At 39.6% G+C, this 23,556-nt stretch carries 21 protein-coding genes; 7 read left to right on the top strand and 14 right to left on the bottom strand.

Annotation, left to right across the window (positions count from 1 at the left end):
- The coding region (locus tag K245_RS0116905) for a helix-turn-helix domain-containing protein (protein ID WP_027359204.1) at nt 1–205 on the bottom strand (205 nt) is incomplete at its 3' end.
- A gap of 162 nt (nt 206–367) precedes the next feature.
- Here K245_RS0116905 and K245_RS0116900 point away from each other — a divergent pair.
- Complete coding sequence (locus K245_RS0116900) at nt 368–1,771, top strand: adenylate/guanylate cyclase domain-containing protein (protein ID WP_156906831.1); 1,404 nt, start codon at nt 368–370, stop codon at nt 1,769–1,771.
- A gap of 348 nt (nt 1,772–2,119) precedes the next feature.
- Nucleotides 2,120–3,682, top strand: coding sequence for a PilZ domain-containing protein (locus tag K245_RS0116890; protein ID WP_027360182.1), 1,563 nt, complete (start codon nt 2,120–2,122; stop codon nt 3,680–3,682).
- A 128-nt stretch (nt 3,683–3,810) separates the two neighbouring features.
- On the opposite strand, the gene K245_RS0116885 is transcribed toward K245_RS0116890, so the two are convergent.
- From K245_RS0116885 to K245_RS0116840, 8 genes are all read right to left on the bottom strand, one after another.
- On the bottom strand, nt 3,811–4,881 hold the full coding sequence (locus tag K245_RS0116885) for a cyclic nucleotide-binding domain-containing protein (protein WP_027360181.1): 1,071 nt from the start codon (nt 4,879–4,881) through the stop codon (nt 3,811–3,813).
- A gap of 449 nt (nt 4,882–5,330) precedes the next feature.
- The gene (locus K245_RS0116875; RefSeq protein WP_027360179.1) at nt 5,331–5,849 is read right to left on the bottom strand and encodes a regulatory protein RecX; all 519 of its coding nucleotides are present in this window, start codon (nt 5,847–5,849) and stop codon (nt 5,331–5,333) included.
- Nucleotides 5,836–6,219: a hypothetical protein gene (locus K245_RS0116870; RefSeq protein ID WP_027360178.1), complete on the bottom strand. Its 384-nt coding sequence runs from the start codon at nt 6,217–6,219 to the stop codon at nt 5,836–5,838. The genes K245_RS0116875 and K245_RS0116870 overlap by 14 nt, the downstream gene beginning before the upstream one ends.
- Before the next feature lie 34 nt (nt 6,220–6,253).
- Nucleotides 6,254–7,414, bottom strand: a complete 1,161-nt coding sequence (locus K245_RS0116865) for an acyl-CoA dehydrogenase family protein (protein WP_027360177.1) — start codon at nt 7,412–7,414, stop codon at nt 6,254–6,256.
- 271 nt (nt 7,415–7,685) lie between these two features.
- A complete protein-coding gene (locus K245_RS0116855) occupies nt 7,686–9,074 on the bottom strand; it encodes a vWA domain-containing protein (RefSeq protein ID WP_027360176.1) in 1,389 nt (462 codons plus the stop codon).
- Between the two features lie 126 nt (nt 9,075–9,200).
- Complete coding sequence (locus K245_RS0116850) at nt 9,201–10,109, bottom strand: AAA family ATPase (protein WP_027360175.1); 909 nt, start codon at nt 10,107–10,109, stop codon at nt 9,201–9,203.
- A gap of 283 nt (nt 10,110–10,392) precedes the next feature.
- On the bottom strand, nt 10,393–11,178 hold the full coding sequence (locus K245_RS0116845) for a lysophospholipid acyltransferase family protein (RefSeq protein WP_232223845.1): 786 nt from the start codon (nt 11,176–11,178) through the stop codon (nt 10,393–10,395).
- 149 nt (nt 11,179–11,327) lie between these two features.
- Nucleotides 11,328–11,816 carry a hypothetical protein gene (locus K245_RS0116840; protein WP_027360173.1) on the bottom strand — a complete coding sequence of 163 codons (489 nt, stop codon included), beginning with the start codon at nt 11,814–11,816 and terminating at the stop codon, nt 11,328–11,330.
- A gap of 690 nt (nt 11,817–12,506) precedes the next feature.
- On the opposite strand from K245_RS0116840, the gene K245_RS0116835 reads away from it, so the two are divergent.
- Complete coding sequence (locus K245_RS0116835; protein WP_027360172.1) at nt 12,507–14,591, top strand: TonB-dependent receptor; 2,085 nt, start codon at nt 12,507–12,509, stop codon at nt 14,589–14,591.
- A gap of 399 nt (nt 14,592–14,990) precedes the next feature.
- On the top strand, nt 14,991–16,049 hold the full coding sequence (gene msrA / locus K245_RS0116830) for a peptide-methionine (S)-S-oxide reductase MsrA (protein ID WP_027360171.1): 1,059 nt from the start codon (nt 14,991–14,993) through the stop codon (nt 16,047–16,049).
- Here msrA and K245_RS28490 read toward each other — a convergent pair whose 3' ends face one another.
- Nucleotides 16,050–16,442, bottom strand: coding sequence for a type IV pilin protein (locus K245_RS28490; RefSeq protein WP_084156384.1), 393 nt, complete (start codon nt 16,440–16,442; stop codon nt 16,050–16,052).
- A gap of 521 nt (nt 16,443–16,963) precedes the next feature.
- On the opposite strand from K245_RS28490, the gene cmoA reads away from it, so the two are divergent.
- Together cmoA and cmoB are read left to right on the top strand one after the other, a co-directional pair.
- Nucleotides 16,964–17,698 (top strand): carboxy-S-adenosyl-L-methionine synthase CmoA, encoded by a 735-nt coding sequence (gene cmoA, locus K245_RS0116820; RefSeq protein WP_027360170.1) that lies wholly within the window; start codon nt 16,964–16,966, stop codon nt 17,696–17,698.
- A gap of 1 nt (nt 17,699) precedes the next feature.
- Entirely contained in the window at nt 17,700–18,677 is a 978-nt protein-coding gene (gene cmoB / locus K245_RS25020) for a tRNA 5-methoxyuridine(34)/uridine 5-oxyacetic acid(34) synthase CmoB (RefSeq protein WP_035277457.1), read from the top strand.
- Between the two features lie 157 nt (nt 18,678–18,834).
- Here the strand turns inward: cmoB and K245_RS0116810 are convergent, their stop codons facing one another.
- The gene (locus K245_RS0116810; protein WP_027360169.1) at nt 18,835–19,764 is read right to left on the bottom strand and encodes a DUF2156 domain-containing protein; all 930 of its coding nucleotides are present in this window, start codon (nt 19,762–19,764) and stop codon (nt 18,835–18,837) included.
- Complete coding sequence (locus K245_RS0116805; RefSeq protein ID WP_027360168.1) at nt 19,761–20,174, bottom strand: GNAT family N-acetyltransferase; 414 nt, start codon at nt 20,172–20,174, stop codon at nt 19,761–19,763. The genes K245_RS0116810 and K245_RS0116805 overlap by 4 nt, the downstream gene beginning before the upstream one ends.
- Nucleotides 20,175–20,431: 257 nt before the next feature.
- On the opposite strand from K245_RS0116805, the gene lepA reads away from it, so the two are divergent.
- Nucleotides 20,432–22,228 carry a translation elongation factor 4 gene (lepA, locus tag K245_RS0116800; RefSeq protein ID WP_027360167.1) on the top strand — a complete coding sequence of 599 codons (1,797 nt, stop codon included), beginning with the start codon at nt 20,432–20,434 and terminating at the stop codon, nt 22,226–22,228.
- Nucleotides 22,229–22,595: 367 nt separating this feature from the next.
- On the opposite strand, the gene K245_RS0116785 is transcribed toward lepA, so the two are convergent.
- Complete coding sequence (locus K245_RS0116785; RefSeq protein WP_027360166.1) at nt 22,596–22,793, bottom strand: cold-shock protein; 198 nt, start codon at nt 22,791–22,793, stop codon at nt 22,596–22,598.
- Nucleotides 22,794–23,159: 366 nt separating this feature from the next.
- Complete coding sequence (locus K245_RS0116780) at nt 23,160–23,381, bottom strand: hypothetical protein (RefSeq protein ID WP_027360165.1); 222 nt, start codon at nt 23,379–23,381, stop codon at nt 23,160–23,162.
- Nucleotides 23,382–23,556 lie beyond the last annotated feature (175 nt).

Genomic DNA, 23,556 nt, shown 5'->3' with positions numbered 1-23,556 from the left:
CCAATCCTGTTTCATCATTCCTTTTTCCACGATCAAACAGTTCTGAGGCATTCTGTTCAAGCTCTTTCTTCCAGGCTGATATCTGATTGGAATGCACACCAAACTGATCGGATAATTCCGAGAGGGTTTTGTCTCCCTTCAAAGCCGCTAACGCCACTTTAGCCTTGAATGCTGGTCCGTGATTTCTTCTGATTCCTTTTGCCATTCTTCTGCTCCTTTTTTTTGATGTTCTAATAAAGCAGATTTTCACTTAAATGGCTGTCCAATTTTTCCAGACCAGCTCTTTTCTTCCATAATAGCCACAAATGATAAGGGAGAAAATGAAAGACTTATGCCGCCATTCGACTACTGGGCGGTAATGCCTAGGATGCGCGCCGACATTGGCATAGGCAACCTTAATCAGGACGAAGACGGCGTAATTAGAAGTTTTATTCCAAATTACGGAATAAACTCTGATCCCACAATATCATTTCCTGCCCTCTTAGCCGCAAAATCAGCAAATATTAACCCCTCTAAATCTGAGTGGCTGTCACCAAACAAAAAAATACCGAATAAATCCAAATCAATTCCCATAGGCTTCATAGGTCCGCCAGGAACTGTCCCAAGAATTTCCTTCATAGATCTAATATCTGAAAGCTCGTCCGCAAATCCTGCATTATCAATAATTAAGGATAAAATAATAATAATTGCAGAAGAAAATACTGGAACCCAGGACATCCACCAGACCCCTTATTCAAGAAGTTTCCCTGGAATAGCTCCGAATGCCATGACAGGCCCTGAGATTCACGCAAATACTGTTGAAACGGTCATAAGAGGCAAATTCCCGGAACCGGTTAATGACGGGATAAGAATTGTTTCCCAGCTTATGATAATCATATTTTCAACCATTCTATTTCTTAAATTAAGGCCAATAATCTCTCTTTTTACGGCTTTGATTATTTGCCTTTTATCAGCCTGTTTGTCCTATTATCTTTTTCTTTATGATATCAATATGCCTGTTGCAGGTATGGAATATGGCACAGCCATGTCCTATCTGGCTTCTCTTGCCATGAAGTACACAGGAGAAGAAAAAAAGCGTGAAAAGCTTAGAAAAATTTTTGGCAGATATGTTTCTAACGAGATCGTGGAAAGACTTGCCTCATCAGATACTTTCCCTGATCTTGGCGGCGAGGTGGCAGAAATAACCGTACTTTTTTCAGATATACGCAATTTTACAACTATTTCTGAAAGTCTTAGCCCCAGAGAAGTTGTGGAAATGATCAACAAATATTTGGGAATGGCATGTGAGCCTATACTGGAAAATGGCGGGACAATAGACAAATTCATAGGAGATGCAATCATGGCAGTTTTCGGAGCTCCGGCTGCACATCTTGATCATGCGGAAAGAGCAATTAAAGCATCTGTCAGACTGAAGGAAATCGCCTTTGAATTTGATAAGTGGCTGAAAAAAAGATTCCCTGAAAAAAATCTACCTGAATTCAGAATCGGGGTCGGAATCCACACAGGAAAAGCTCTTGTTGGAAATATTGGATCACCAAAGAGAATGGAATATACAGCCATGGGAGATGTAGTTAATACGGCCTCAAGACTCGAAGGACTTTCAAAGACACTTGGCTGGGTCATTGTCGCAAGCCATGAATCCATACAGGCTGTGAATCTGTCGCGGAAAGAATCTGGAATAGAAACTGATCTTGTTTTTGGCAATAGTAAAACAGTCAAAGTAAAAGGAAGAGAGCAAGATGTGGTAGTATCTGAAATTATTCATATATAGCTCTATTATATCCCCTCCCCATCAATGTTCTTGAGGTAAGACTCGAGGCGTGTAGTTTTGAATATCAAATAGCTATTTGTACGTATCCTTTTCTGCATTCAAATGTAGTTTTCCATGGAAAGAATATCAAGGATTTTCAAAAAAATGCTTAATTCAGCAGCATGGGAAGTCTCCCTTTTCCAGCTTGTTCATATAAATAACTATGTTTTTTATTGCAGCCCCTGTTTATTCTGATATTTTAACGGGCATTCCTAACCAGGCATTTTTCTTGGTGCTCTGCGCCCCAGTAATGAACAATATCTCATCCAGATCATTAGGGGATGAGTCAGCTTTTTTTCAGGATTTCAGATGTATATTATAAAAAGAATAGATCAGGAAAATATCCTTTACTTCAGCATTAAAGGAATCATCACAGAAGACCAGGGAGCCAGGGCAGTCCAGGAGTTAAATTCTACGGTCAGGAATCTAGAGAAAGGATTCATTCTCCTTATAGATGCAAGACGTTTCAAGCCGGCATCCTATGATAATGCCATATCAATAACCAAAAGCGCCATAAAGCTGTTGAGTATAAAACGTCCCAGCCTGATATTAAGAATAGGCCCAAGAGACATTCTTAAGATTCTTGACAAAGCATATCTGGAATTGAATATCCCGATCAGTTTCAGACTCATAGATTCAGAAGAATATCAGGAGATCTTACCCAAGATCGATTCTGACACAACAGCCAGTGATATTCTTAAGGATTGGATTCATAAAAATATATATCAGCTCAAAGATGGCCAGACACCACCCGGGGAACCAATTGAAAACGATATAGACATAACCTCATTTGCCTTAAATGGAATTCCCCTGGAAAACAAATCGGTCAGTTTCTCAGCAAGTGCTTACAGCCACAAAGGTAAAAGGCCTTTTTACAGATTCGCTTATTGCATGGATTATACAGGCGGAATGGGCAATCAGGAGTCCTGGAATCTTATGACCGAGTATGAAGCGCTCAGCATAGGAAAATGTGAGTTCACCTTTAATAGACCTGGAAAGTATATTGTTTCTGTAAAGGCGTCTTCTTCAGAAAATTTGTGGGATCACACAGGAATACCAGAGGCAAGACTTGCAATATTTGTGCATCCTGATTCAGAGACAAGCACCGAATCAAAATCTCAAGAATGCTACAATGACTTCCCTTTTTCTCCAGGTGCTAATGTTGAGGTAATCTATAATAAGGAATCCATCTCTCCTGTTATCAGAAATGCCGTAATATACGAATGCGATCTTACAGCCCAGTCAATTGTCATATCATACGTGAACCCTGAATCAGAATATGGCCTTAAATTTGACAGCATAGATATTGCCGTACAGTGTCCTGATCATGAAGGCCGAAAAAGCAGAAAAGGTATTAACATAGTTGCTAATAGAAAAATCACAAATTACCCGGTCTCGAATCACGAAACAGGAGAGGCACTTTTAGCCAGATTTACGCTTCCGGTTGAGCCGATAGGTCTGAGATGCGACCGACAGTTTTACAGATGCGAATGCTCTGCTTTTTCAAAATATATAGAAGCTGAATTAGATCTTCATGATCATTTTTTCATATCTGGCCAGGATTTTTCAATAGTAGATCTCTCATTAACAGGAGTCGGGCTAAATTTTTTTGATGATGCTCCTCTTTACCGAATAATCAAAAATCTTGCGGAAAGTAATGACAACGGACAAATTTCTTTTAAATTTTATGATCCATCAAAAAACACCGATGATCCGCACATAGTAAAAGCAGAATTCAAAATCATGAGGAAAAATTTCTGTGCAAGGGAGGCTTGCTGCAAAATAGGATTGAGATTCACTGACATCGGTGTTTCGGAAGGCTCACAGCTAAATCATTTCATCACTGTCCTTCAGCTTGAGGAAAAAAAATAGTTTTTACTGAGTTTTTGCTGAAAGTTAATGATTGCGACCTTGTCAAAGTTAAGGAAGATCGCTTTTTGAAAAGGACACTATTTATTTTCTGAGCAGCTTATCATACTGGTGGAAAGATTACATACTCCTTATTTTCGGATTGCAGAGGTTTCACCGGAAAGCTCGACACCGAGCTCTTCATGTTGGATTTGATCGTCATATCTTTTAATAAAAATTTCAAAATCATTATCAAGCATCTCATCAAATTTAATATGAAGTGAATAGTCATGAAACATTCTGGCTATCACTCCTCTTATTCGTCCTGTTTTCTCAGCATTGCCTTCACCATTATCGGTTGGAATTCCAAAACGCATCATGAGTCTTCTATCAAGAAGAGTTCTTGCCTGGTCCTCATTGGCTGCCCGTATATAAAATGAAAGCCCTCCAAGCGAAATATCTGAAAGCTCTCCTCTCAATTCATTACTAATACGCTTACCTTCCGACGTAATAACAGAAAAAAGAACCTTGCCTTTAGCCCTGAAACGAATGTGTTCCCGTCTTGCCAGCACCATATAATTCAACATCATGCTTGGCTTTTTCAAACCCATGCAATAGCTTTTAAGCTTAGGTAATATACCTGCATGATTCTCCTTCATCTTTGAAACTGCATCATTGGTCAGGATATTAATCTTTGTTGGGGCAGCGGTGACTAATGAAGATGTGCAAAGAGAAATAAAAAAGAATGAATCATGCCCAGCTATGGAACCAGGCCCAAATGACTGTAGAAGAAAATCTTCGCTATTTCTTTTAAAAGATGAATTTACTAAGCCGCTACTGATAAAAAAAAGGGCGTCATTTTTGTCACCCTGTCTGTATATATACTCATAAGCATCATATTTTTTTTCATACATAGAATAATAGAGAACGTCCACCTCTGAGTCTGAAAAATGTTCATTTAATTTTGACCATACGTTTCTGATCTCCGGAGTTATGGACATGCTTTTAGCCTTATCTATAACTTCAGCTGTATATACTATTTCAGATACAGCCATACCATCTGTCTCAACTATTTTGTCACGAAGATTTTCAGCTTTGAAAAAATCCCCCTGCCCCACATATTTTTTTATCAAAAAAACATATATTTTAATAGCGCCCTTACTGTTACCACTACGAGCCAGGGCATCAGCCAGTGTTTCCTGAAGTACGAGATTGTCTGCCACAGTAAACCTCTAAAAACATTTAAAAAAAATCATCTAACGATCAAGCTTTTAATATAAATAGTCACAGTTCCAGGCAGGAGGCAAGAGCTAAACAGCGTCCCTTTAATTTCTTCTGAAAGACTTATTACACATCAATCCCAAAGGATCATTATTGGTATTTCAGAGTGGCTGTGTTCCCCCAAAAAACTTATACTTTTATTATTATAAGACGCAAATGCCTAAAGTTGTGTATGCACTGTTTACTTACCTGAAAGTTTTTGCGGAGCTCTTTTCAAAAAGCGAGCAACCGTATCAAGTCATGAATCAATTATTTCCAGGCATTTATGGATTCAGGCCTGAGCCGGAATGACGAGAATAGGACTTTTTGCGACTTTGTCAAAATTAAAATACGAGGGCTGACTTTGAGCAACGGAGTGATAAATTTGCGGGGAACAAATTAATCTGCAGACTCATTCTCCGCAATAATAATCCAAAACCAATACCTTATTTACAACCTCCCGGGTCAGATCATAATCAAAACCTCGTGACACAAGAAACCTTGAAAGTCTGGCCCGTTTTTTCCCGGGATCTTCGTCTTCAATAAGGGTTTTAAGCTTTTTTGATGCTACGGAGAGGGCTGATTCGTATTCTTTTTCACGAGGGCAAGATGATTCAAGGGCATTTTCCAAAGCCTCTTCGTCAAGACCTTTTGCATTCATTTTCAGTTTGATCCTGAATCTGCCATAACCTTTTTCAAGTTGGGATTTTGCAAATCTTTCAGCAAATTCGTTTTCTTTAAGGTATCCGTCATTTTCAAGTTTTTTGATCACCTGATCAGATATGGATTCCTCAAAACCTTTTAAGGCAAGTGCTTTTTTAATTTCAGAACGTGAATGATCTCTTATCGAGAGCTTTGAAATAGCTGCGGAATAGGCTTTACGAAACACAGCAGGATTGATTTCAGGCGTATCCACCCTACTTTCTCCCATAGGACAAGCTGTCAAGGCTGGACTCGGCCTCTTCCATGCTGAAGACTTGGTCAGTCTGGTATGCAGGCCAAACCTTGCTCTTTTTCTCAAAGTCAAAACAGAAACCGGTATCAGGCACACCTGTTATTCTTATGGCTTTTCTGATCCCGCCCTCCCAGAGAATTTCCTGGCAATCCTGCATAAAATCATCATTAATCCCATTTGAAAGGCTAAACTCTCTAAGGTCTGTGATACATGTAAAACCATGACGTAGCTTTTTTACTTCGTTTAAAACCCTGTTAACGAGGAATCTAGTTTCATCTTCAGAGCTTACTGTCCCAAGTATTATGTAAAGCCTGTTTTTGGATAGGTCTGCAAATACTTTATTCATGATATTAACCATATGATGAATTATATGTTAGAGGCTATGATACGGAACCAATCATTCCTGCTCCGGCCTTTGCCAGATTCGCTTTAAGTATGAAATCTCCAAGACCTGCGGATTTCAGAAGATCATTTTTAAGAATTACAAAAATCATGTGATTATCCATCAAAACGGATTCAGACTCAATGTATTCGGACCAAGAATTAATAAGGTTATTGAAAACAAGGCAGATTTCCCTGAACTGGAAATAATATTTTTGCTGATCTATTTTTGGCATATCCAGATCAAAAGCATCCGCCATTTTAAAAGCCATATCTCTGGCAAGATCAGCAACAGCATCCATTCGGCCAAGAATAATCATGGCATCTTTTGAGAGCCTGGCAACTGATGCGGCAATTTTTAATGATTCCAGCACGACTCTCTTCATGGCCCCTGAAACAGGCCCGGACATCAGACAGTTCTCAATATCCCTGAATGGAAGGACAATATCATCGTATGCCTTTCCAGGAATGCCGAAGATGTCATATATGCCTGATTTATAGCAAGTTAACCTGATTCCTCCGTGAGGCGAAGGCTTGAAAAAGGGCACTTTCAGTTGCGGAGTCTTTTCAACTCCGTCCTTGTCCGAAGCAACAAGAAATGCTGAAAAATTTTTCCTGCCGTCAACTTTAACTGACGGCTCATCAGTAACAGCAATAACAACAAAATAATCGGCCACAGGCCCGTTTGTCAGGTAAGTTTTCTCACCTGTTATGTAATAAAAAACATCGCCTGTATCCGAAATTTTTTTTTCAGCCCTTGTTTCAATGAATTTGGGGTGCCCTCCCCTTCCAGGTTCTGAAACGGCGAAAGAGCAAGTAGAGGTTCCTGATGCCAATAATGGTAAAATTTTTTTCTTGATCGAATCATCAGCATATCTGGAAATAATATATCCTGAGACCAATATATGGATCATTGCAGAGAGCCCCAGACCAAGATTCCCTCCTGATAGAACAAGCTCGTACAATGCGGAGCTGATTTCCCTTGATGAGGACGCAAAACCTCCGAAATCCTTGGAAACACCAAGGCCAAGAACACCTGATTCTCCAAGGGCTTTCCATATTCCCCAAGGAAAATCATCATCAAAGCCAAGATTTTCAGCTACAGGACATATATATTTTTCAGATAAAATTCTGATTTTTTCATTAACGGACTGTTGCATGGAATATTCCTGATCAGAAAAATATTTAAAAAATTGTATCTATTCACCAAATATGAAATCCAACCTTTTAAAAGGACGCTTTTTTGAAAAAAAGCTTGGCAAAAACCCTCAGGTTTTGGATTTGTTGCCTGAATCAGTTGTGCATAACTTTCTTAAAAATATCATAAAAAAGTTTTTGAGAAAGGTTTGGAAAACACTTTTAACAAAAAGGGTTTTCCAAGAATAAAGCTATCCCTTTAAAAAGCTAACTGAATAGTTACAAAAAATGATTCTATAGCACGAGCTCGTGTACGAAATCCATGAGCTGATTCAGATTCTGGCATGGCCTGACCTCATGGCAGTAGGACTTGTATGTGAACATTTCGCTGTCTCCTGTGTGCCATACATGCATCGGCTCAGGATTGAGCCAGATTATTCGTCTGCATTTGTCACGCATTTCCCCGAGGATTTCGGCCTGGGGGTTCATATAATTGCTGCGCCCATCCCCGATTATAATAACGGTGGTCTTAGTATTCAGATCATGCAGATAATCTTTTTTGAAATCTCTGAAAGTCTCGCCATAGTCTGTTGGGACGTTATATTCTATATCAGCTTCGGTAAGAGTTTTCTGGATAGCTTCATTAATTTCAAATTTTTCAAAAAATTCGGTAACCTCGGCAAGTTTAGATATAAATATAAAACTCCTGACCTTGCTGAAGCAATCCTGAAGTGCATAGAGGATATTGAGCATAAACCTTGAAGCAGCCCAAACAGAGCTTGAAATATCACACAGGGTTATGATTCTGCCCTTGCGAAGCGCTTTGTTCTTGTATTTTATTTCTATCGGAACGCCCTGAAATTTTGCGGAATTCCTGAGCGTCTTCTTGACATCGAGGACTCCCCTGTTTTTTGCTGAATATCTTCTGCTTGCCACGTCCTTAAGCTTTCTGACAAGCTGATCAATAATTGATCTCATATGATCAATGTCTTCAGGGGTCAGGGACGAGAAAGAAACTTCTCCAAGCTCGTTAAGACGTTTTTCAACGCTGTTTGTCTGGATAAGTGAATCATTCAGGGGCTTTGGATCTCCTGTGAGCATATCGTTTGCCCGGTCAAGCATCCTGTTGAAATAAGCATCTACTTCGGCCTTTGTCACTGATTCTGCGTCGGTGTACATTTCTCCGGTGATGGTCATGACCTTGCTTTTCATCTTGCTGAGCGTTAGCATGATCTCTAAGCGGCTTGCAAGCTGCCCCATATTATTCTTGATTTTGAATGCCTTGGGCTTTTCCTCTTCCCTTGTATATAATTCATGCATCTGTTCAAGAAGAGGCGCTGGATTCCCCCCAAGAAACTCCATGAGAGCGTTCATGAGATCAGATTCGCCGGCCTCTTTTTTCATTCTTTCAACGGCGTCCTTTATATCTCTGCGTACAAGCTCACCTGTTCCTTTTTTTTCTTCAGGTCTTATTTCATGAAAAAAAAGATTGTAAAGCTCGTCAAATCTGGCCATGTCTCGCCTCGTCTTGACGAAGTTCGTCATGAGCGTTGTTTTGAACTGGGGCTCATCAAGGGGGTCTATTAGGGTAAGATGCCTCATGCAGTCAAGCACTTCGGAAGTGGAAATTTTTAAATCGGAAGCCCTGCACGAAGTAACAAAATTCAGAATTGGGTCAAGCATAGATCAGCCTCTGGCGCGCCGGCATACAGCTGAAGTTCATCAGCGGATGCTGAGTTATTAAATTTTTGATTGAGTCGGAGGCCAGCCAAAGGATTGGCCTCCTTATAAAACAACACTGAAAAGCAATCAGCCCACAATTTTGGTCAGATTCTTTTTAACAAGCTCTGTGTCGGACTTATACTTGACTATCATATTCAGGGTATCAGAAAGGACTTCCGGAGTTATCCTGTCAATGTTCAAAACAAGCAGAGACTTTGCCCAGTCAAGGGTTTCTGAAATACAAGGTCTCTTTTTCAGGTCAAGGTTTCTGATTTTTCCTATGGTCTGAATCAGGCTTTCAAGAAGAATATCATCTATTCCTGGCAGCTTGAGCTTGACAATTTCCTTTTCACGCTGGTGTGACGGATAGTTAATATACAGATGAATACAGCGCCTTTTGAGAGCGTCACTCATATCCCTGTAATTGTTTGATGTAAGTATCACGAAAGGAATGGACTTAGCTTTTCTTGTACCAATTTCTGGAATTGTTACCTGAAAATCACTCAAAAGCTCAAGAAGGAATGCTTCGAACTCAGGATCTGATTTATCAACCTCGTCGATTAATAAGACAACAGGCTTTTCAGACATAATGGCTTTTAAAAGAGGCCTTGGCTGAATGAACCTGTCAGAGAAAAAAGCGTCCTCCTGCTCGGCTATCTTGTCAACTGCCTCTGCAAGGGAAGTTGAATCCTGAATAACCGTATTGATTTTTTCCTTGACCATCTGTGTGTAAAGGAGCTGTTTTGCGTATTCCCATTCATAAAGAGCCTTGGCTTCGTCAAGACCTTCATAGCACTGCATTCTTATCAACTCACGCCCCTGGCTCTTTGCTATTGCCTTGGCGAGTTCTGTTTTCCCAACTCCAGCAGGCCCTTCTATCAGGACAGGCTTCTGGGTCGAATCAGCAAGAAAAACCACCGTGGCTATTTCCCTTGACGGAATATAGTTGACATCTCCGAGTCGCACCTGAACTTCTTCAACACTATTAAATTTCATCTGAGGTTTCCCATGAATGATTTGAACAAAAAACCATGAACTTTTCACCACATAGCAGGGATGATCTAAAAGAGCAAGCCGCCAGGAAAGTAATAAGTGGCATAATTTTAATAGACTCGCAAAAAGTTAAAAATGGCTTTAGCGTCATGCTGGACCTGATCAGGTATCTTTGTAATTTCAGCCGCTTCTGCATTCCGGCCTGCGTCGGAATGACGGGAATCGTATTTTTTGCGAGTCCATCATTATTTAATGAAAGGGCCTGAATTGAAGATGCAAACAGACTTTATTCCATAGCGCCTTCAATGATGTTTCTGGCCTTATCCATGAGGATATCAATATTGGCTTCAGAATATGAACAGATTTCAATCGGCTCATGTATTATCATCTGGGCCAAGCCTGGAAGAAGATTCATGGTTTTTGCAGGAAGGATATCCCTTGTTCCTTTTATGGTTATTGGAAGCACGGGGAGACCAAGATCAATGGCCATCTTGAAAGCACCTTTTTTAAACTGGCCCATTTCACCTGTAAGACTTCTCGTCCCTTCGGGAAAAAAAAGAACCGAAGTTCCGTTAACAATCCTTTCTTTGGCTCTGTTAATCTCTTCTATTGCATTGGCGCTGTTAGTTCTATCGATATATATATGCCCCATGGCATCGCATACATCTCCAAGAACAGGAACTTTTCTGAGTTCCTTTTTCATAACCCATTTGAAATCAATCCCAAGCCATCCGTAAAGAATAAAAATATCATAATGACTCTGATGATTACACACAATGACATAGGACTGTTTCCGATCGATATTTTCTCTGCCAGTGATTCTGACAAACATGGGAGTGGCCCAAGCGTTCACTTTTGCCCATGTTACAGCTGATATTCGGCTGGCAAGTTTTGGACTTATAAACCAGCCGATGAAGCATCCTGGCACACCAAGAACAATGGTTGAAATAAAAAGAAACGGTATATAAAAAAGCCACTTATACGGTTGATAAATAAATACCCCAATTTTCTTCATGAATTCGGGAATCTGAATGGATTCAAAGTATTTGGAATTGTAGAAGTTTTCCAGCATGTGATGTCCTTTTATCGACTAAATAAAATAAATATCTTCAATAAAAACATTACAAGAAAATAAAAAAATAAGGCAGACAAGCCATTTAAGGCGGTCTGCACTTAAATTAATATTTGAAAAGAATTAACAGGAATTTTCGGATTGTGTTTTCAGATTTTGTCCTTGACCGAATTCCAGAAACCTGAAACTCCCATTTTCCAGCCGGAAATAAAGGAGTTTAGATTATGCCTTGCGGCTTTTCCTGAAGTCTCAATAAAAGCGGAGATATTCTCGGTTTTAAAATACTCTGAAAAATAAGAACCGAGCATCTTGTTTTGAAGTGGATCCTGGTCATTTTCAGGTTCCCAGGAAATAGCATAGTAAAGCTCATCATAATGGGCCATTTTAGCCCATTTCATGCCCTCATTCATACCCTTGTCAATCATCCTTGAGATGGCTTCCTGCTTTTCTTTTTTAAGACGCTTGATTATTTCAGACAGACTTGTGTCCTCAGAAATTCTTTTCTGGAGTTCCTCTTTTTTCTGAATAGCTTCAGTAACCATATCCTGAAACATTTGGGAAAGGTTGAACGAAGATCTCCAGTCAGATATTTTCTGGTAAAGGGATTCGGGAACACTTAAAGTTATTTTTTTTGCCATATAAACCAGCCACGTTTCAAGTTACAGGACACATATAAACAAAACCGATACGCATCAATAATATTGTTACGTATCATCTTTGAAAGCACGTATCAAGATCAAAAATGTTGCTAAAACCATCAAAATGACCGTACTCATATTTGTCATACCAATATTGATTTCAAAATAAAAACTCTGAAAATAGCGATTGATAAAAATCGCATCATAATACGCTGAATGGTAGGTACGACTATCCTAAAATCAAGCACAGCTTATCTGTGCCTAACACCTGTATTTACTGCTTTTTTATTCCATATCCTGTTTGGGAAAGTGTAAGTTTGATGTCCACCCATTAAAATAGGGATTTTCAAAAAAAGAAATATGCATTATAAAAACACAACTTTGGTTTTAATCAATATCCCTCGGAAAAATATTCATGAAAGATTATGGAATTAGCGCCACTTCTACTGAAGTTAATTCACAAAAAAGCCATGGATATCTGATTTATAAAACGATATTAATCAGATGATATTCAACAAAACAAGTCTGAACTGAGTTCCCCCATCATCTGAACCAGACTCATCCATACTTTGATAACGGGGCAGTTTGAAAAAACTCATCTAACTTGTGTTAAATATGCCTGATATCATCAATAACTCCTTAAATTTGACAAGACAGGTTAATCAGGAGAACAGGTTTTGTGGGGTTTTAATGAATAAAAAATTTGGCATTGATTTACCCTATTCAAGGATTCTTGTTTTCTTATTCATTTCCACGCTTGTAATTCCCCAGATTCGTACAGACATTTCCCATGCTGAAACAAATAGTGATTTGTCGGAAATGAGCATTGAAGAATTGATGAATCTCCCCATAAAATCCGTTGGCTTTTTTGATATATCATCAGACAAGGCGCCAGGATCAATATGGATACTTAATGAGCATGATATAAGAACAACGCCTTCCCAGAGCATCGCCGAACTTCTACAGCTGACCATTCCTGCAGTAAACGTAAGCTCTCATAGCATATATGGCTCCCTTTACGCTTCAAGGGGAGCTCCGATGTTTGATAATTCAAGCAGCCAGTTCATGTGGGATGGGATGAACCTTAATTCAGGTGGCAGCCTTGGAGTCAATTCAGGTCTTAAATTGCCTTTGCTTGGAGATATCCACCAAATAGAAGTCAGCAGCGGCCCGTCAGCTGTCATTCATGGGAATGGCGCGTTAAACGGATTTGTTAATCTGGTACCTAAATCAGGTTCTACGAATCCAGGTAATTATGCAAATGTCAGCTACGGTTTTGATGACAGAATGATCAAAATTGAAACAGGGCATGGTCTTGAATATGGTTCTGATAAAAATTTTTATATTTACGCTGGAATGGCAGGAGCTGATGGGTCATCTGCAAATGACGATCTTGGATATGGACAATACAGCTACGAAAATCATGGTCAGGGGCTCAGCAATGATTATAACGTACGTGAAATAGCATGGCCTAATTACAGGACAAGCCTTAACTGGAATCATGGCCAATTTCAGTTTACAGGACTTCTTCAGAAGGAACTCTATTCGTCAAACAGCTATTTTACAAATGACCAGAAATCTCCCCAGCTCTACCACGAAACAGCAGCAATAAGGCCTAAAGTTGATATCAGCTTGGGAACATTGGAATCACTTGAAATAGACATTCCTCTGGAGTTTTTTGATTCAGGCTATATATCAAATTACAAAATCCAAAAAGAAAGAGGAAACTCTGATTTGAGGATTGAAACAAACTGCGTACTTAAAAGCACAAGAATTCAAGACAACCAGCTGGCTGCCGGCTTCAAGATTGAATACGATCATCACAGAAGCAACAGATATTACCTGAGGTCAAGACCTTCATCTTCTCCAATTGGAGACGATGCTGACTGGGTTGTATACTCACTTTTTACTGAAGATATTTTTTCAATTTCAAAAAACTGGAACCTGACAGCAGGAATAAGGTATGACAGCATCAAATACGATACGGACGAGGCATCTGATTTTCTGAATGAAATAATTGAAGATTCAGATCTTTTTTCTCCAAGAATTGCCACTTCATATAATTTGACACAAACCACCGTAATAAAGGCAGGATACCAGGAAGGTTTTCACTTTCCTCCTGTAACTGAAATTTACACCGGCAACTTAAAACCAGAATCAATAAAAAGCTTTGAAACCAATCTCATTCAGGAGCTTCCAGGCACAGGCCTGAAAATAACCTGCAACGCTTTTTACAATATTTACAAAGATTCGCTGCTCTCAGATCTTGGAAGTACAAGGGGCAACCAGAGAGATGATTTTGGGGCAACCGGTGGGGAAATAGCCATTGACTGGGCGGATGGTCAGATTACAAAAGCCCAGTTATCCTATTCGTACAGCAGACCGCTCGATATTTCCAGCAACCCGGTGTCCATCAACACAGCAGATGAAGATCTTGATGAATGGTACTGCTACCCTGCTCATATGATTAAAGGCAGGATATATCGTTACTGGATGGAAAAAATGATAATGACTTCCCTTGCGTTTGAATATGGCAGCAGCGTTTCCAAACCTTCTGAAGAATGGTATCAGGCCAGGGAAATATTTAATAATGACCGTTTCAGTGTTAGCTGCAAGGGTAAAATCAGAGTGGCGGATCGAATTTACATTGAATTACTCGTTAAAAATGTGGCACACAACAATATACCAGTACCATCCTACCCATACAATTCTCCGTGGGAAGGCGCCCTTGGAGAAGCCTCTACTTATTCATACATCGGTTTCAGATTGGAATGACAGGTGAAACAAGTCAAAACGTGGGGTGCGTAGCGTTTTCATAGAATCGTTTAAATCAGACGGCACGCACCATACAGAAATAGTAGATCAACGACATTGCCACCCGGCTCTTTCAAACAAAAAATAAATGCTTATGGTCTTTATTACCAAAGTCGAAAAAAAATCAGGTTTGCGTCATTCCTGTGTAGGCAGGAATGACTGAAATTGGTCTTTTTGCGACCTTGACTTTATAGGCTTAACCCCAAAAAATAAATATAGGGAAAATAAATCCGGCAGTGACAATGAATTATATTATTTCTGAAATAGCATTCAAAATATTTCTAATATTCTAACTTTATTATGTAAAAAACTATTTCAGTAAGAATCAGCGGCCGGAGTAAATATTATAAGGAGACGATCATGTCTACAAGCAGTATTTTAATATTATTCTCATTTTTTTTTATATCACTTATTATCTCACCATATAGTTCAAAAGCAGAAGATAATTCAGAAATAGCTACTTTTGCAGGCGGTTGTTTCTGGTGTATGGAAAAACCTTTTGAAGAATTGGAAGGAATAAAAGAGGTTGTTTCCGGATACACGGGCGGTACAAAGGAAAACCCGACATATCATGAAGTATCTTCGGGATCTTCCGGCCATGTTGAAGCTGTCCAGATTGTTTTTGATCCTAAGAAAATATCCTACGACAAGCTTCTTGATGTTTTCTGGAGGCAGATAGATCCTACGGACGAAAACGGCCAGTTCGTTGACAGAGGCTCGCAATACAGAAGCTCTATTTATTATCATTCTGAAGATCAAAAGAAACAGGCCGAGGCTTCTAAAGAAGCTTTAAATAAATCAGGAAGGTTTAAAAAACCCATAAAAACTGAAATCATTCCAGCGACAGTATTCTACAAGGCAGAAGAATATCATCAGGATTATTACAAGAATAACCCAGTAAGGTACAAATTCTACAGGTTCAATTCTGGCAGGGATCAGTTTCTTGAAAAAATATGGAAAAAGGAGCCTGGGGCTTCTTCTTCAAGCACGAACGGCGCCTTCATCAGGCCAAGTGATGAAGAACTGAAAAAAATACTGACTCCCCTTCAGTTCCACGTAATCCGTGAAAACGGAACGGAAAAACCTTTTGAAAATGAATTTTGGAACAACAAAGAGGAGGGCCTTTATGTTGATATTGTTTCAGGAGAACCTCTTTTCAGTTCCGCAGATAAATTTGATTCCGGAACTGGTTGGCCAAGCTTCACCAAAGCAGTTAATCCGAATAATATTATAGAAAAAACTGACAAATCTATATTCATGACCAGAACCGAAGTAAGAAGCAGGAAAGCGGATTCACACCTTGGTCATGTATTCAATGACGGCCCAAAGCCTAAAGGGTTAAGGTACTGCATAAACTCAGCCTCAATGAAATTCATTCCAAAAGCGGATATGGGAAAGCTGGGGTATGGAGATTATTGATCAATGCCATCCAACAACGCCGGAACCGCCGCCCATATGAATTGTAAAAACATCTCCCCGCGGGCATCTGTTTGTGCTGTCTGTTACGTCAATTGTGATTGATGTGTCCGGATCGCCACTTATTATCACGTTTGGAGCCCCATTGTTAAAGGCGACCTTAAGGTCTGTTGATGAAGGGAGGGTAGTGTGGGCTGGGATTGAAAAATAAGCAGATAGTGCAGCTTTTGCATTTTGGGCGTCATTTTCAGCCAAAGGGCAATAAGTTTTATTTCTATAGTTTATCATATTTACAATGGCAATGGCAGCGAGACTTCCAATAATTGCAACAACCACCATTACTTCTATCAGAGTAAATCCATTCTTGTTTTTTAAAAAATAAGCACTGGATTCCATATTCACCTCTTCTGGTTTGAATATTATATTTCGTGAACCTTTTTTGCATTTTTCTGCAATTTTCATTCCAGTAAAATGAGATAATACCGCCTTAATACGGGTTCAATTGAGTCAAAAAATGCTTGTGGACATCATAATATTGACATTTTTTGCATCGGTCATAATTCACATAAACAAACACTTGTTTTTTTAGTAATCCCGGCTATGAGGAATTGCATTTGCAATCAAATAATGTTGGAGTCGCAAAGCTAAAAAAAGGCGTCTACGTCATGCCGGACTTGATCCGGCATCTTCGTATTTTCAGACACTTCTGGATTCCGGTCTGCGCCGGAATGACGGGGATCTAACTTATTACGACTTAATCAAATAATGACTTTGATTGCATTTTCATTTTTGATGATGATATATAGTCTGGCTTTGATGGCGTGGATAAGACTTGTTTGGTTTTCTGCAAGCTTTTATCTTAAAATATAATTATCTTACTTCATTAAATTTTTCATAAAAATTATAACTGGTTTCATATGAAAGAAAAAAAAACGGACAAAATATATTTTTCACCCCTTGATCAAATTGCTCCTTTTGAGTTTGATGAAAATGTGGTGAATGTTTTTGATGATATGATCAACAGATCTGTGCCTTTTTACGGTGAAATTGTCAGACGCCAGGCCCAGCTTGCCGCTCACTTTTATATGAATAATACGGTGATTTTTGACCTCGGATGCTCACACGGTAATTTTGGCATTGCACTGGCTTCTGAAATGGGACAAAGGGATTTTCGAATAAAAGCCATAGACAATTCAGAACCCATGGTCATCAAATACAGAGACAGGCTCAGCAAATCGGGCCTATCTGAAAAGATATCAGTGGAATGCTCGGACATCAGGGATAGCGATTTAAAAAACGCCTCCGCAGTGGTAATGAATCTGACTCTTCAGTTCCTTCCTGTGGCTGACAGATCAGATTTTATTAAAAGAATCCACGAGGCTCTTATTCCCGGGGGAATATTTCTGATCACAGAAAAAATTCATCATAAAGACGAATTTCTTGATGATCTGGAGCAAGTGTTCTACTACAGGTTCAAAAAAGAAAATGGTTACTCTGAACTTGAGATAAGCCAAAAAAGAGAAGCCCTTGAAAACGTGCTTGTGCCGGATACGCTTGAACAGCATATGGCAAGATTTGAAGCTGCAGGATTCAAAAATATCGCAATATGGCACAAATGGTTTAATTTCTGCTCTTTCATCTGCGTAAAATAAAATGGAACAACAAATTCTGTCTGAAAAACTTGTAGTTGCGGCCAATGATAAACTGCCACGCATCATAGCTGATCTAATTAATGAAAAAATGGAACAGACCGCTTTAATGCCGGGCGTTCCAGAAACATGCAGGAATATTTTCCTTGATCTGCCTGAAATAGCGCCGTCTGATTTGAATCTGATTAATGGGATAGTCAGTATAGGCACACATGAAGACATAAGTGATCAGGAGAGAGAAAGAGTTTCAGAGCTTCTTTTTCGTCTTAATCCCTGGAGGAAAGGTCCTTTCAATGTATTCGGCATTCACATAGACACGGAATGGCGATCCGACATGAAGTGGGGCAGAATCGAAAATCTGCTGTCGCCTCTTGAAGGACGCAGGATACTCGACATAGGATGCAGCAACGGATATTACATGTTCAAAATGCTTCCGCATAATCCTGAGTATGTAATAGGAATCGACCCATATCCAAATTTTTATTTCCAGTTCTTAAGTTTGCAGAAATATATACGTTCAGAAAAAGCCCACTATATCCCAGCCGGTTTCGAAGCACTTACAGGATGCGAACACCTTTTCGACACAGTGTTCTGCATGGGAATACTTTATCACCGCAAATCACCTTTTGAACTTCTTGAGAGAATAAACCAAATACTCAGAAAAGGCGGTGAACTGGTTCTTGAAACCATAATCATCCCTGGAGACACGGATATGGTTCTCTGCCCTGAATCGAGATACGCAAAGATGAGAAATGTCTTTTTTATTCCAACTTTAAAAACCCTGCTTAACTGGCTATTAAAATCTGGATTCAAAGATTTACGCGTACTTGATGTTTCAAAAACAAACCTTGATGAGCAGAGAAAAACCGACTGGATTGAGTCAGAATCACTCGAAAGCTTCCTTGATCCTGGTGATCCTGAAAAAACAGTGGAAGGTTATCCGGCTCCAATACGAGCCGCTATTTCAGCAATATCAAAATAATTTTATTCAACATTCATATGAAAAGAGGCTCAGAAAGTCAAAAAAATGCTTCAGCGTCATGCCGGACTTGATCCGGCATCTTTGTATTTTCAATTACTTCTGGATTCCTGCATTCGCCGGAATGACAAAAATCTGAATTTTTGCGACATTGACAACATTAACTGATAGATAGACCTTTTACAACCAACCTGAATGATTTTACCCTCATCACAGGATAGTATGATTTTTTTGCCTTTTCCAGTCCAGGCTGCCCCATATCGCTTTCCTTGTTCAGATATTCAAGCCCTGAAAAAAGAATTTCAGCGCATTTGCTGTCAAAATACTGATAAAGGCCTTTAATTGTTGGAACCGCTTTCTCAAAATGAAGAGCGCCCATTCTGTCGCTTATCCTTGACGCAACCGCTATGGCGTTTATTTTTCCTTCAAGCCTTAATATAAGTCCCTTCATTTCAAGTTTCTCAAGATTCTGAATGGCATTGCTGGCGGCATTTTTTTCACACAGCATGCTGCTTTCAGGATTCTGTCCGCAATCCCTTTCCACGCACCATTCTTCAAGATAATCCAGACAATCTTCAACAGTGTCTGGTGTCATGTCCTGGATAACAGCAAGACCAGTATTAATATAGTTTTTCTGAAAATAATTGAAATGATTGCGTTTTTTCATAAGCTTGTTGCCTTTTAAAGAGGCAAGATCTTCGCTGAGATATATATAATCCTCGTATTCAGACTGCTCTTCAACATCAAAAAACTCGGAAATCGCATTCATTCCATAAAATGAAATATAGTTTTCAGGTACAAACCAGTAAGAACTGTAGCCATATTTTTCAGCATAGCCAGCAAGTTCTGAAGGAGTAGCCATTTTATCCCTGCGCATGGGGAGCATAAGATGGTCGTGTTCTTTTTCCTTTTCGAACAGATGGGACATAAGAAGCGTATCGCCCTCAATTTTATAATAAGGAGAAGCGACCGCAGTATTCCAGCATATTATTGAAGCAAGACTATAAACTGATAGTTCATAGGGCTGATTCTCAAAAAAAGGCTTTAAGGCCTTATAATCATCAATAGAAATTGTTTTAAAATTTTTCATCCCAACCTTAGCATGGGGACATCATTTTCAAGTTTGGTAAATCCGAGCTTCTCATAAAATCTGCTTGAATTTTTTTCAGCTATCAAACCTACCCAACGAATGCCATCCCCATGAAGCCTTTCATATAAGGCGTTTATTATTTCAGAGCCTATTTTACGGCCACGATATTCAGCCGCCACGGTAACATCCTGGATATATGCGTCACTGTATCCATCACTGATCGACCTGCCCATGCCAATAATTTTGCCCGACTCAATTACTGCGAGAAAGCAATGGCTTCCCTGGACAATTCTTCTGACAAGTTCAGGAGCATCCTTTCCAGGATACCACCACTCTTCGGTTAGGTACAGGTTTACAATATCCTCTACTTGAGAGTCTGTGACTTCTTTCAGAAACACAAATTCAGGCATAAATTGGGATTTCATCCTTGGTTTGTCAAGCGTTGAAGACATTTTTTCAGACCAATCATATTCTATTGGCATATCCTTGACAGTTAAAATATGTGCTGATAATTAAATCTGCCCTTTTAGTCAAAATCTGCATTTATATTAGCATATTCTTGCATGTCAACCAGGTTTTAGATAAAAAGGACTGACGCAGAATAACGTCTTTATAATTAAGCACAAAAAAATGTAGTAATACGCTAATAACGCCGGAAAAGAGGATTATGGAAAACATTCGCAACTTCAGTATCATAGCTCACATAGACCACGGCAAGTCAACGCTTTCGGATCGCCTGATCCAAAAGGCCGGGATCATTTCAGACAGGGAATTCCATGACCAGATCCTCGATTCCATGGACATTGAAAAAGAACGTGGAATTACAATCAAAAGCCAGACCGTATGTCTTCCATATAAAGCAAAAGACGGCAAGGAATACATTCTTAATCTGATCGACACTCCTGGCCACGTTGACTTTACATATGAAGTATCAAGAGCCCTCGCATCATGTGAAGGTGCTCTGCTTCTGGTTGATGCAAGCCAGGGAGTAGAAGCTCAGACCCTTGCAAACATGTATCTTGCAATGGAGCATGACCTGGAGATCATTCCTGTAATCAACAAGATAGATTTACCATCAGCTGACATTGAATGGGTAAAAAGCCAGATAAATGATGATCTCGGCCTTGACGCCGACCTTGCCGTTCTTGCGTCGGCAAAGGAGGGTATTGGCATAGAAGAAGTTCTGGAAAGCGTGGTAAAATATCTGCCGCCTCCGAAAGGAGACCCTGACGCGCCTTTAAAAGCCCTTATCTTCGACTCCCACTATGACCCGTACAGAGGCACGGTTGTTCATATAAGAATTCTGGACGGCAGATTGAAGCCGGGTGATACGATCATGTTCATGTCCAACAAGGCATCTTACAGGGTTGAGGAAGTCGGGATTTTCCAGATTATAAAAGTACCTAAAAAGGAAATCAAGGCCGGCGAAGTTGGTTATATTGTAGCAGGAATCAAAACCGTCAGTGACACAAGATGCGGCGATACAATAACCCTTAAAGACAGACCTTGCGCCGAGCCAATGGACGGGTTCAAAGATGCCAAGCCAGTTGTCTTTTCATCCATATATCCGATTGCATCCGACGACTACGAAGAGCTTGCCGCATCCATAGAAAAGCTTAAATTAAATGACGCATCACTAATTTATGAAAAAGACTCATCAGCTGCCCTCGGATTCGGTTTCAGATGCGGATTCCTTGGCCTTCTTCATCTTGAGGTTGTTCAGGAGCGCCTTGAAAGGGAATTTGACCAGTCACTTATTCTGACGGCTCCTTCTGTTCAGTATGAAGTATCAACGACAGATGGGATTACGGCAATCATTGACAACCCTGCCCTTTATCCTGACCCTACGAATATAACGATGACCAAGGAACCTTTCATCAAGGCTTCCATAATAATGCCTGACAGATATATGGGCCCTGTCATGAAACTCTGCATGGAACGCAGGGGAACGAACAACAATTACCAGTATCTTACAAACAGCCGAATCGAGCTAACCATAGAGCTTCCTCTTGCAGAAGTTGTTTATGATTTTTATGACAGGCTCAAGAGCGTTTCCCAGGGCTATGGTTCCTTTGATTATGAAATTATAGATTACAGGGAAACAGATGTTGTTAAGCTGGATTTCCTCATAAACGGAGAAAGGGTTGATGCTCTTTCAATGCTTGTTCACAAGTCAAGAGCAGAAGAAAGGGCAAGGATTGCCTGCTCAAAACTCAAAGATGAAATTCCACGCCAGATGTTCAAGGTGGCAATCCAGGGTGCAGTAGGAGCCAAAATCATAGCAAGGGAGACTCTCTCTGCTTTCAGAAAGGATGTTACAGCAAAATGCTATGGTGGAGATATTTCAAGAAAGAGAAAGCTCCTCGACAAGCAGAAAAAAGGTAAAAAGAGAATGAAGATGGTTGGCAAGATCGAGCTTCCGCAGTCTGCGTTTCTTGCTGTTCTGAAAAGCGAAGAGGATTAGAATTCTGAAAATGAATTCGGGGCAACTTAAAATGCCTCGGATTCATTTCATGACTTTTGTTTTGGCCATTTCCCCTTTAAGTGTTGATTTTGTTGTACTGAAAAAACTATTTAATATAACAGCCTCCGGGAAGGCTGCGTGCCCCCTGTCAACCAAAGTCAGATGGTAATCGGAAAAACGATTGGCGTCACAGTTCATATAGATAGAGCCTCAGTCTGCTTGCTTTTTGGAAAAAGCTCATCTCCGGACTCAGGAAATAAAAAGCCTGATATAAAAAAAGCCGCGCCCCATTAATTAAATGGATTGCGGCTTTAAAATATCAGCAAATAAATCCTAAACCTGCTTGTCGCACATTGACGACAGAGGATTATTTACAGGCTATATTTTTTGCAACAGGGCCCTGCTCTTTTTCAACAATTTCAAAATCAACAACCTGGCCTTCTTTCAAAGCTGCCGAATCACCACCGTATGCAGCCTTACTGAAAAAGATATCTCCGCCGCCTTCCTGCTCGATAAAGCCAAACCCCTTAGAATCGCTGTACCATTTAATTTTTCCTGTAGCCACTGCCCTTGCCTCCTTGAGTTTTTTATATAGAATATTTACCTATTCATAATCATTATTAATATAGGGCTTTAAACACAAACAAGGGTTTAAAGCAATATTTTTCAGCCGTGAGACGTCTGTTTTCTGATGAGGGCTTGGCCCTGAAGCACTCTGGCCAATGTGAATTACATGCTTCCTTAAAATTTAATCCTGAAAAACATCACCTGCAAATTCGGCTTTCAGTTTAGAAATTCAGGTAGTATAACTTCTTGCTGGTTGTTTTCTTCTGAACCAAAGTCTATCTATTTCTGCTCTGGGCCGGAAATATGACTTGCTATGATCTTATCATAACAATAAAATAAAAAATTGTTTTAATGATAGATATTTCTACACATCAGGATAAAGCTTTTGTATGCAGTCTTCACAAATACCATGGCTAAACTCAGCATCAGAATGCTTGCTTATAAAAACTTCCATATAATGCCATTTCCCTTCATTATCACGAATTTTTTTACAATATGTGCAAATAGGAAGCAATCCCCTTAACACTTTGATTTCGTTTAAGTAATCTGATAACTTTTTATTTTCATCTCCAAGTAAAGTATTCATATAAATCAGCTCTAAATGATTCTGAACTATTTCCCTGAAATTTATTATGAGCTGCTCAACAGTTTCTGAGAAATGATTTTAGAGCTGGTCTGGAAAAATTGGACAGCCATTTAAGTGAAAATCTGCTTTATTAGAACATCAAAAAAAAGGAGCAGAAGAATGGCAAAAGGAATCA

This window comes from Desulforegula conservatrix Mb1Pa (assembly GCF_000426225.1).
Lineage (GTDB): Bacteria > Desulfobacterota > Desulfobacteria > Desulfobacterales > Desulforegulaceae > Desulforegula > Desulforegula conservatrix.
The sequence above is the reverse complement of the archived record's forward strand: the minus strand, read 5'-3'. Positions and strand labels throughout refer to the sequence as shown.

What these genes read in the sequence shown, in the direction of transcription:
- K245_RS0116840 (WP_027360173.1), bottom strand. Translation starts at nt 11,816, where the DNA reads ATGGCAAAAAAAATAACTTTAAGTGTTCCCGAATCCCTTTACCAGAAA.
- K245_RS0116855 (WP_027360176.1), bottom strand. Translation starts at nt 9,074, where the DNA reads ATGCTTGACCCAATTCTGAATTTTGTTACTTCGTGCAGGGCTTCCGAT.
- K245_RS0116780 (WP_027360165.1), bottom strand. Translation starts at nt 23,381, where the DNA reads ATGAATACTTTACTTGGAGATGAAAATAAAAAGTTATCAGATTACTTA.
- cmoB (WP_035277457.1), top strand. Translation starts at nt 17,700, where the DNA reads ATGGAACAACAAATTCTGTCTGAAAAACTTGTAGTTGCGGCCAATGAT.
- K245_RS0116845 (WP_232223845.1), bottom strand. Translation starts at nt 11,178, where the DNA reads ATGCTGGAAAACTTCTACAATTCCAAATACTTTGAATCCATTCAGATT.
- lepA (WP_027360167.1), top strand. Translation starts at nt 20,432, where the DNA reads ATGGAAAACATTCGCAACTTCAGTATCATAGCTCACATAGACCACGGC.
- K245_RS0116875 (WP_027360179.1), bottom strand. Translation starts at nt 5,849, where the DNA reads ATGGGAGAAAGTAGGGTGGATACGCCTGAAATCAATCCTGCTGTGTTT.
- K245_RS0116835 (WP_027360172.1), top strand. Translation starts at nt 12,507, where the DNA reads ATGAATAAAAAATTTGGCATTGATTTACCCTATTCAAGGATTCTTGTT.
- K245_RS28490 (WP_084156384.1), bottom strand. Translation starts at nt 16,442, where the DNA reads ATGGAATCCAGTGCTTATTTTTTAAAAAACAAGAATGGATTTACTCTG.
- K245_RS0116865 (WP_027360177.1), bottom strand. Translation starts at nt 7,414, where the DNA reads ATGCAACAGTCCGTTAATGAAAAAATCAGAATTTTATCTGAAAAATAT.
- K245_RS0116900 (WP_156906831.1), top strand. Translation starts at nt 368, where the DNA reads ATGCGCGCCGACATTGGCATAGGCAACCTTAATCAGGACGAAGACGGC.
- K245_RS0116870 (WP_027360178.1), bottom strand. Translation starts at nt 6,219, where the DNA reads ATGAATAAAGTATTTGCAGACCTATCCAAAAACAGGCTTTACATAATA.
- K245_RS0116850 (WP_027360175.1), bottom strand. Translation starts at nt 10,109, where the DNA reads ATGAAATTTAATAGTGTTGAAGAAGTTCAGGTGCGACTCGGAGATGTC.
- K245_RS0116890 (WP_027360182.1), top strand. Translation starts at nt 2,120, where the DNA reads ATGTATATTATAAAAAGAATAGATCAGGAAAATATCCTTTACTTCAGC.
- cmoA (WP_027360170.1), top strand. Translation starts at nt 16,964, where the DNA reads ATGAAAGAAAAAAAAACGGACAAAATATATTTTTCACCCCTTGATCAA.
- K245_RS0116810 (WP_027360169.1), bottom strand. Translation starts at nt 19,764, where the DNA reads ATGAAAAATTTTAAAACAATTTCTATTGATGATTATAAGGCCTTAAAG.
- K245_RS0116805 (WP_027360168.1), bottom strand. Translation starts at nt 20,174, where the DNA reads ATGCCTGAATTTGTGTTTCTGAAAGAAGTCACAGACTCTCAAGTAGAG.
- msrA (WP_027360171.1), top strand. Translation starts at nt 14,991, where the DNA reads ATGTCTACAAGCAGTATTTTAATATTATTCTCATTTTTTTTTATATCA.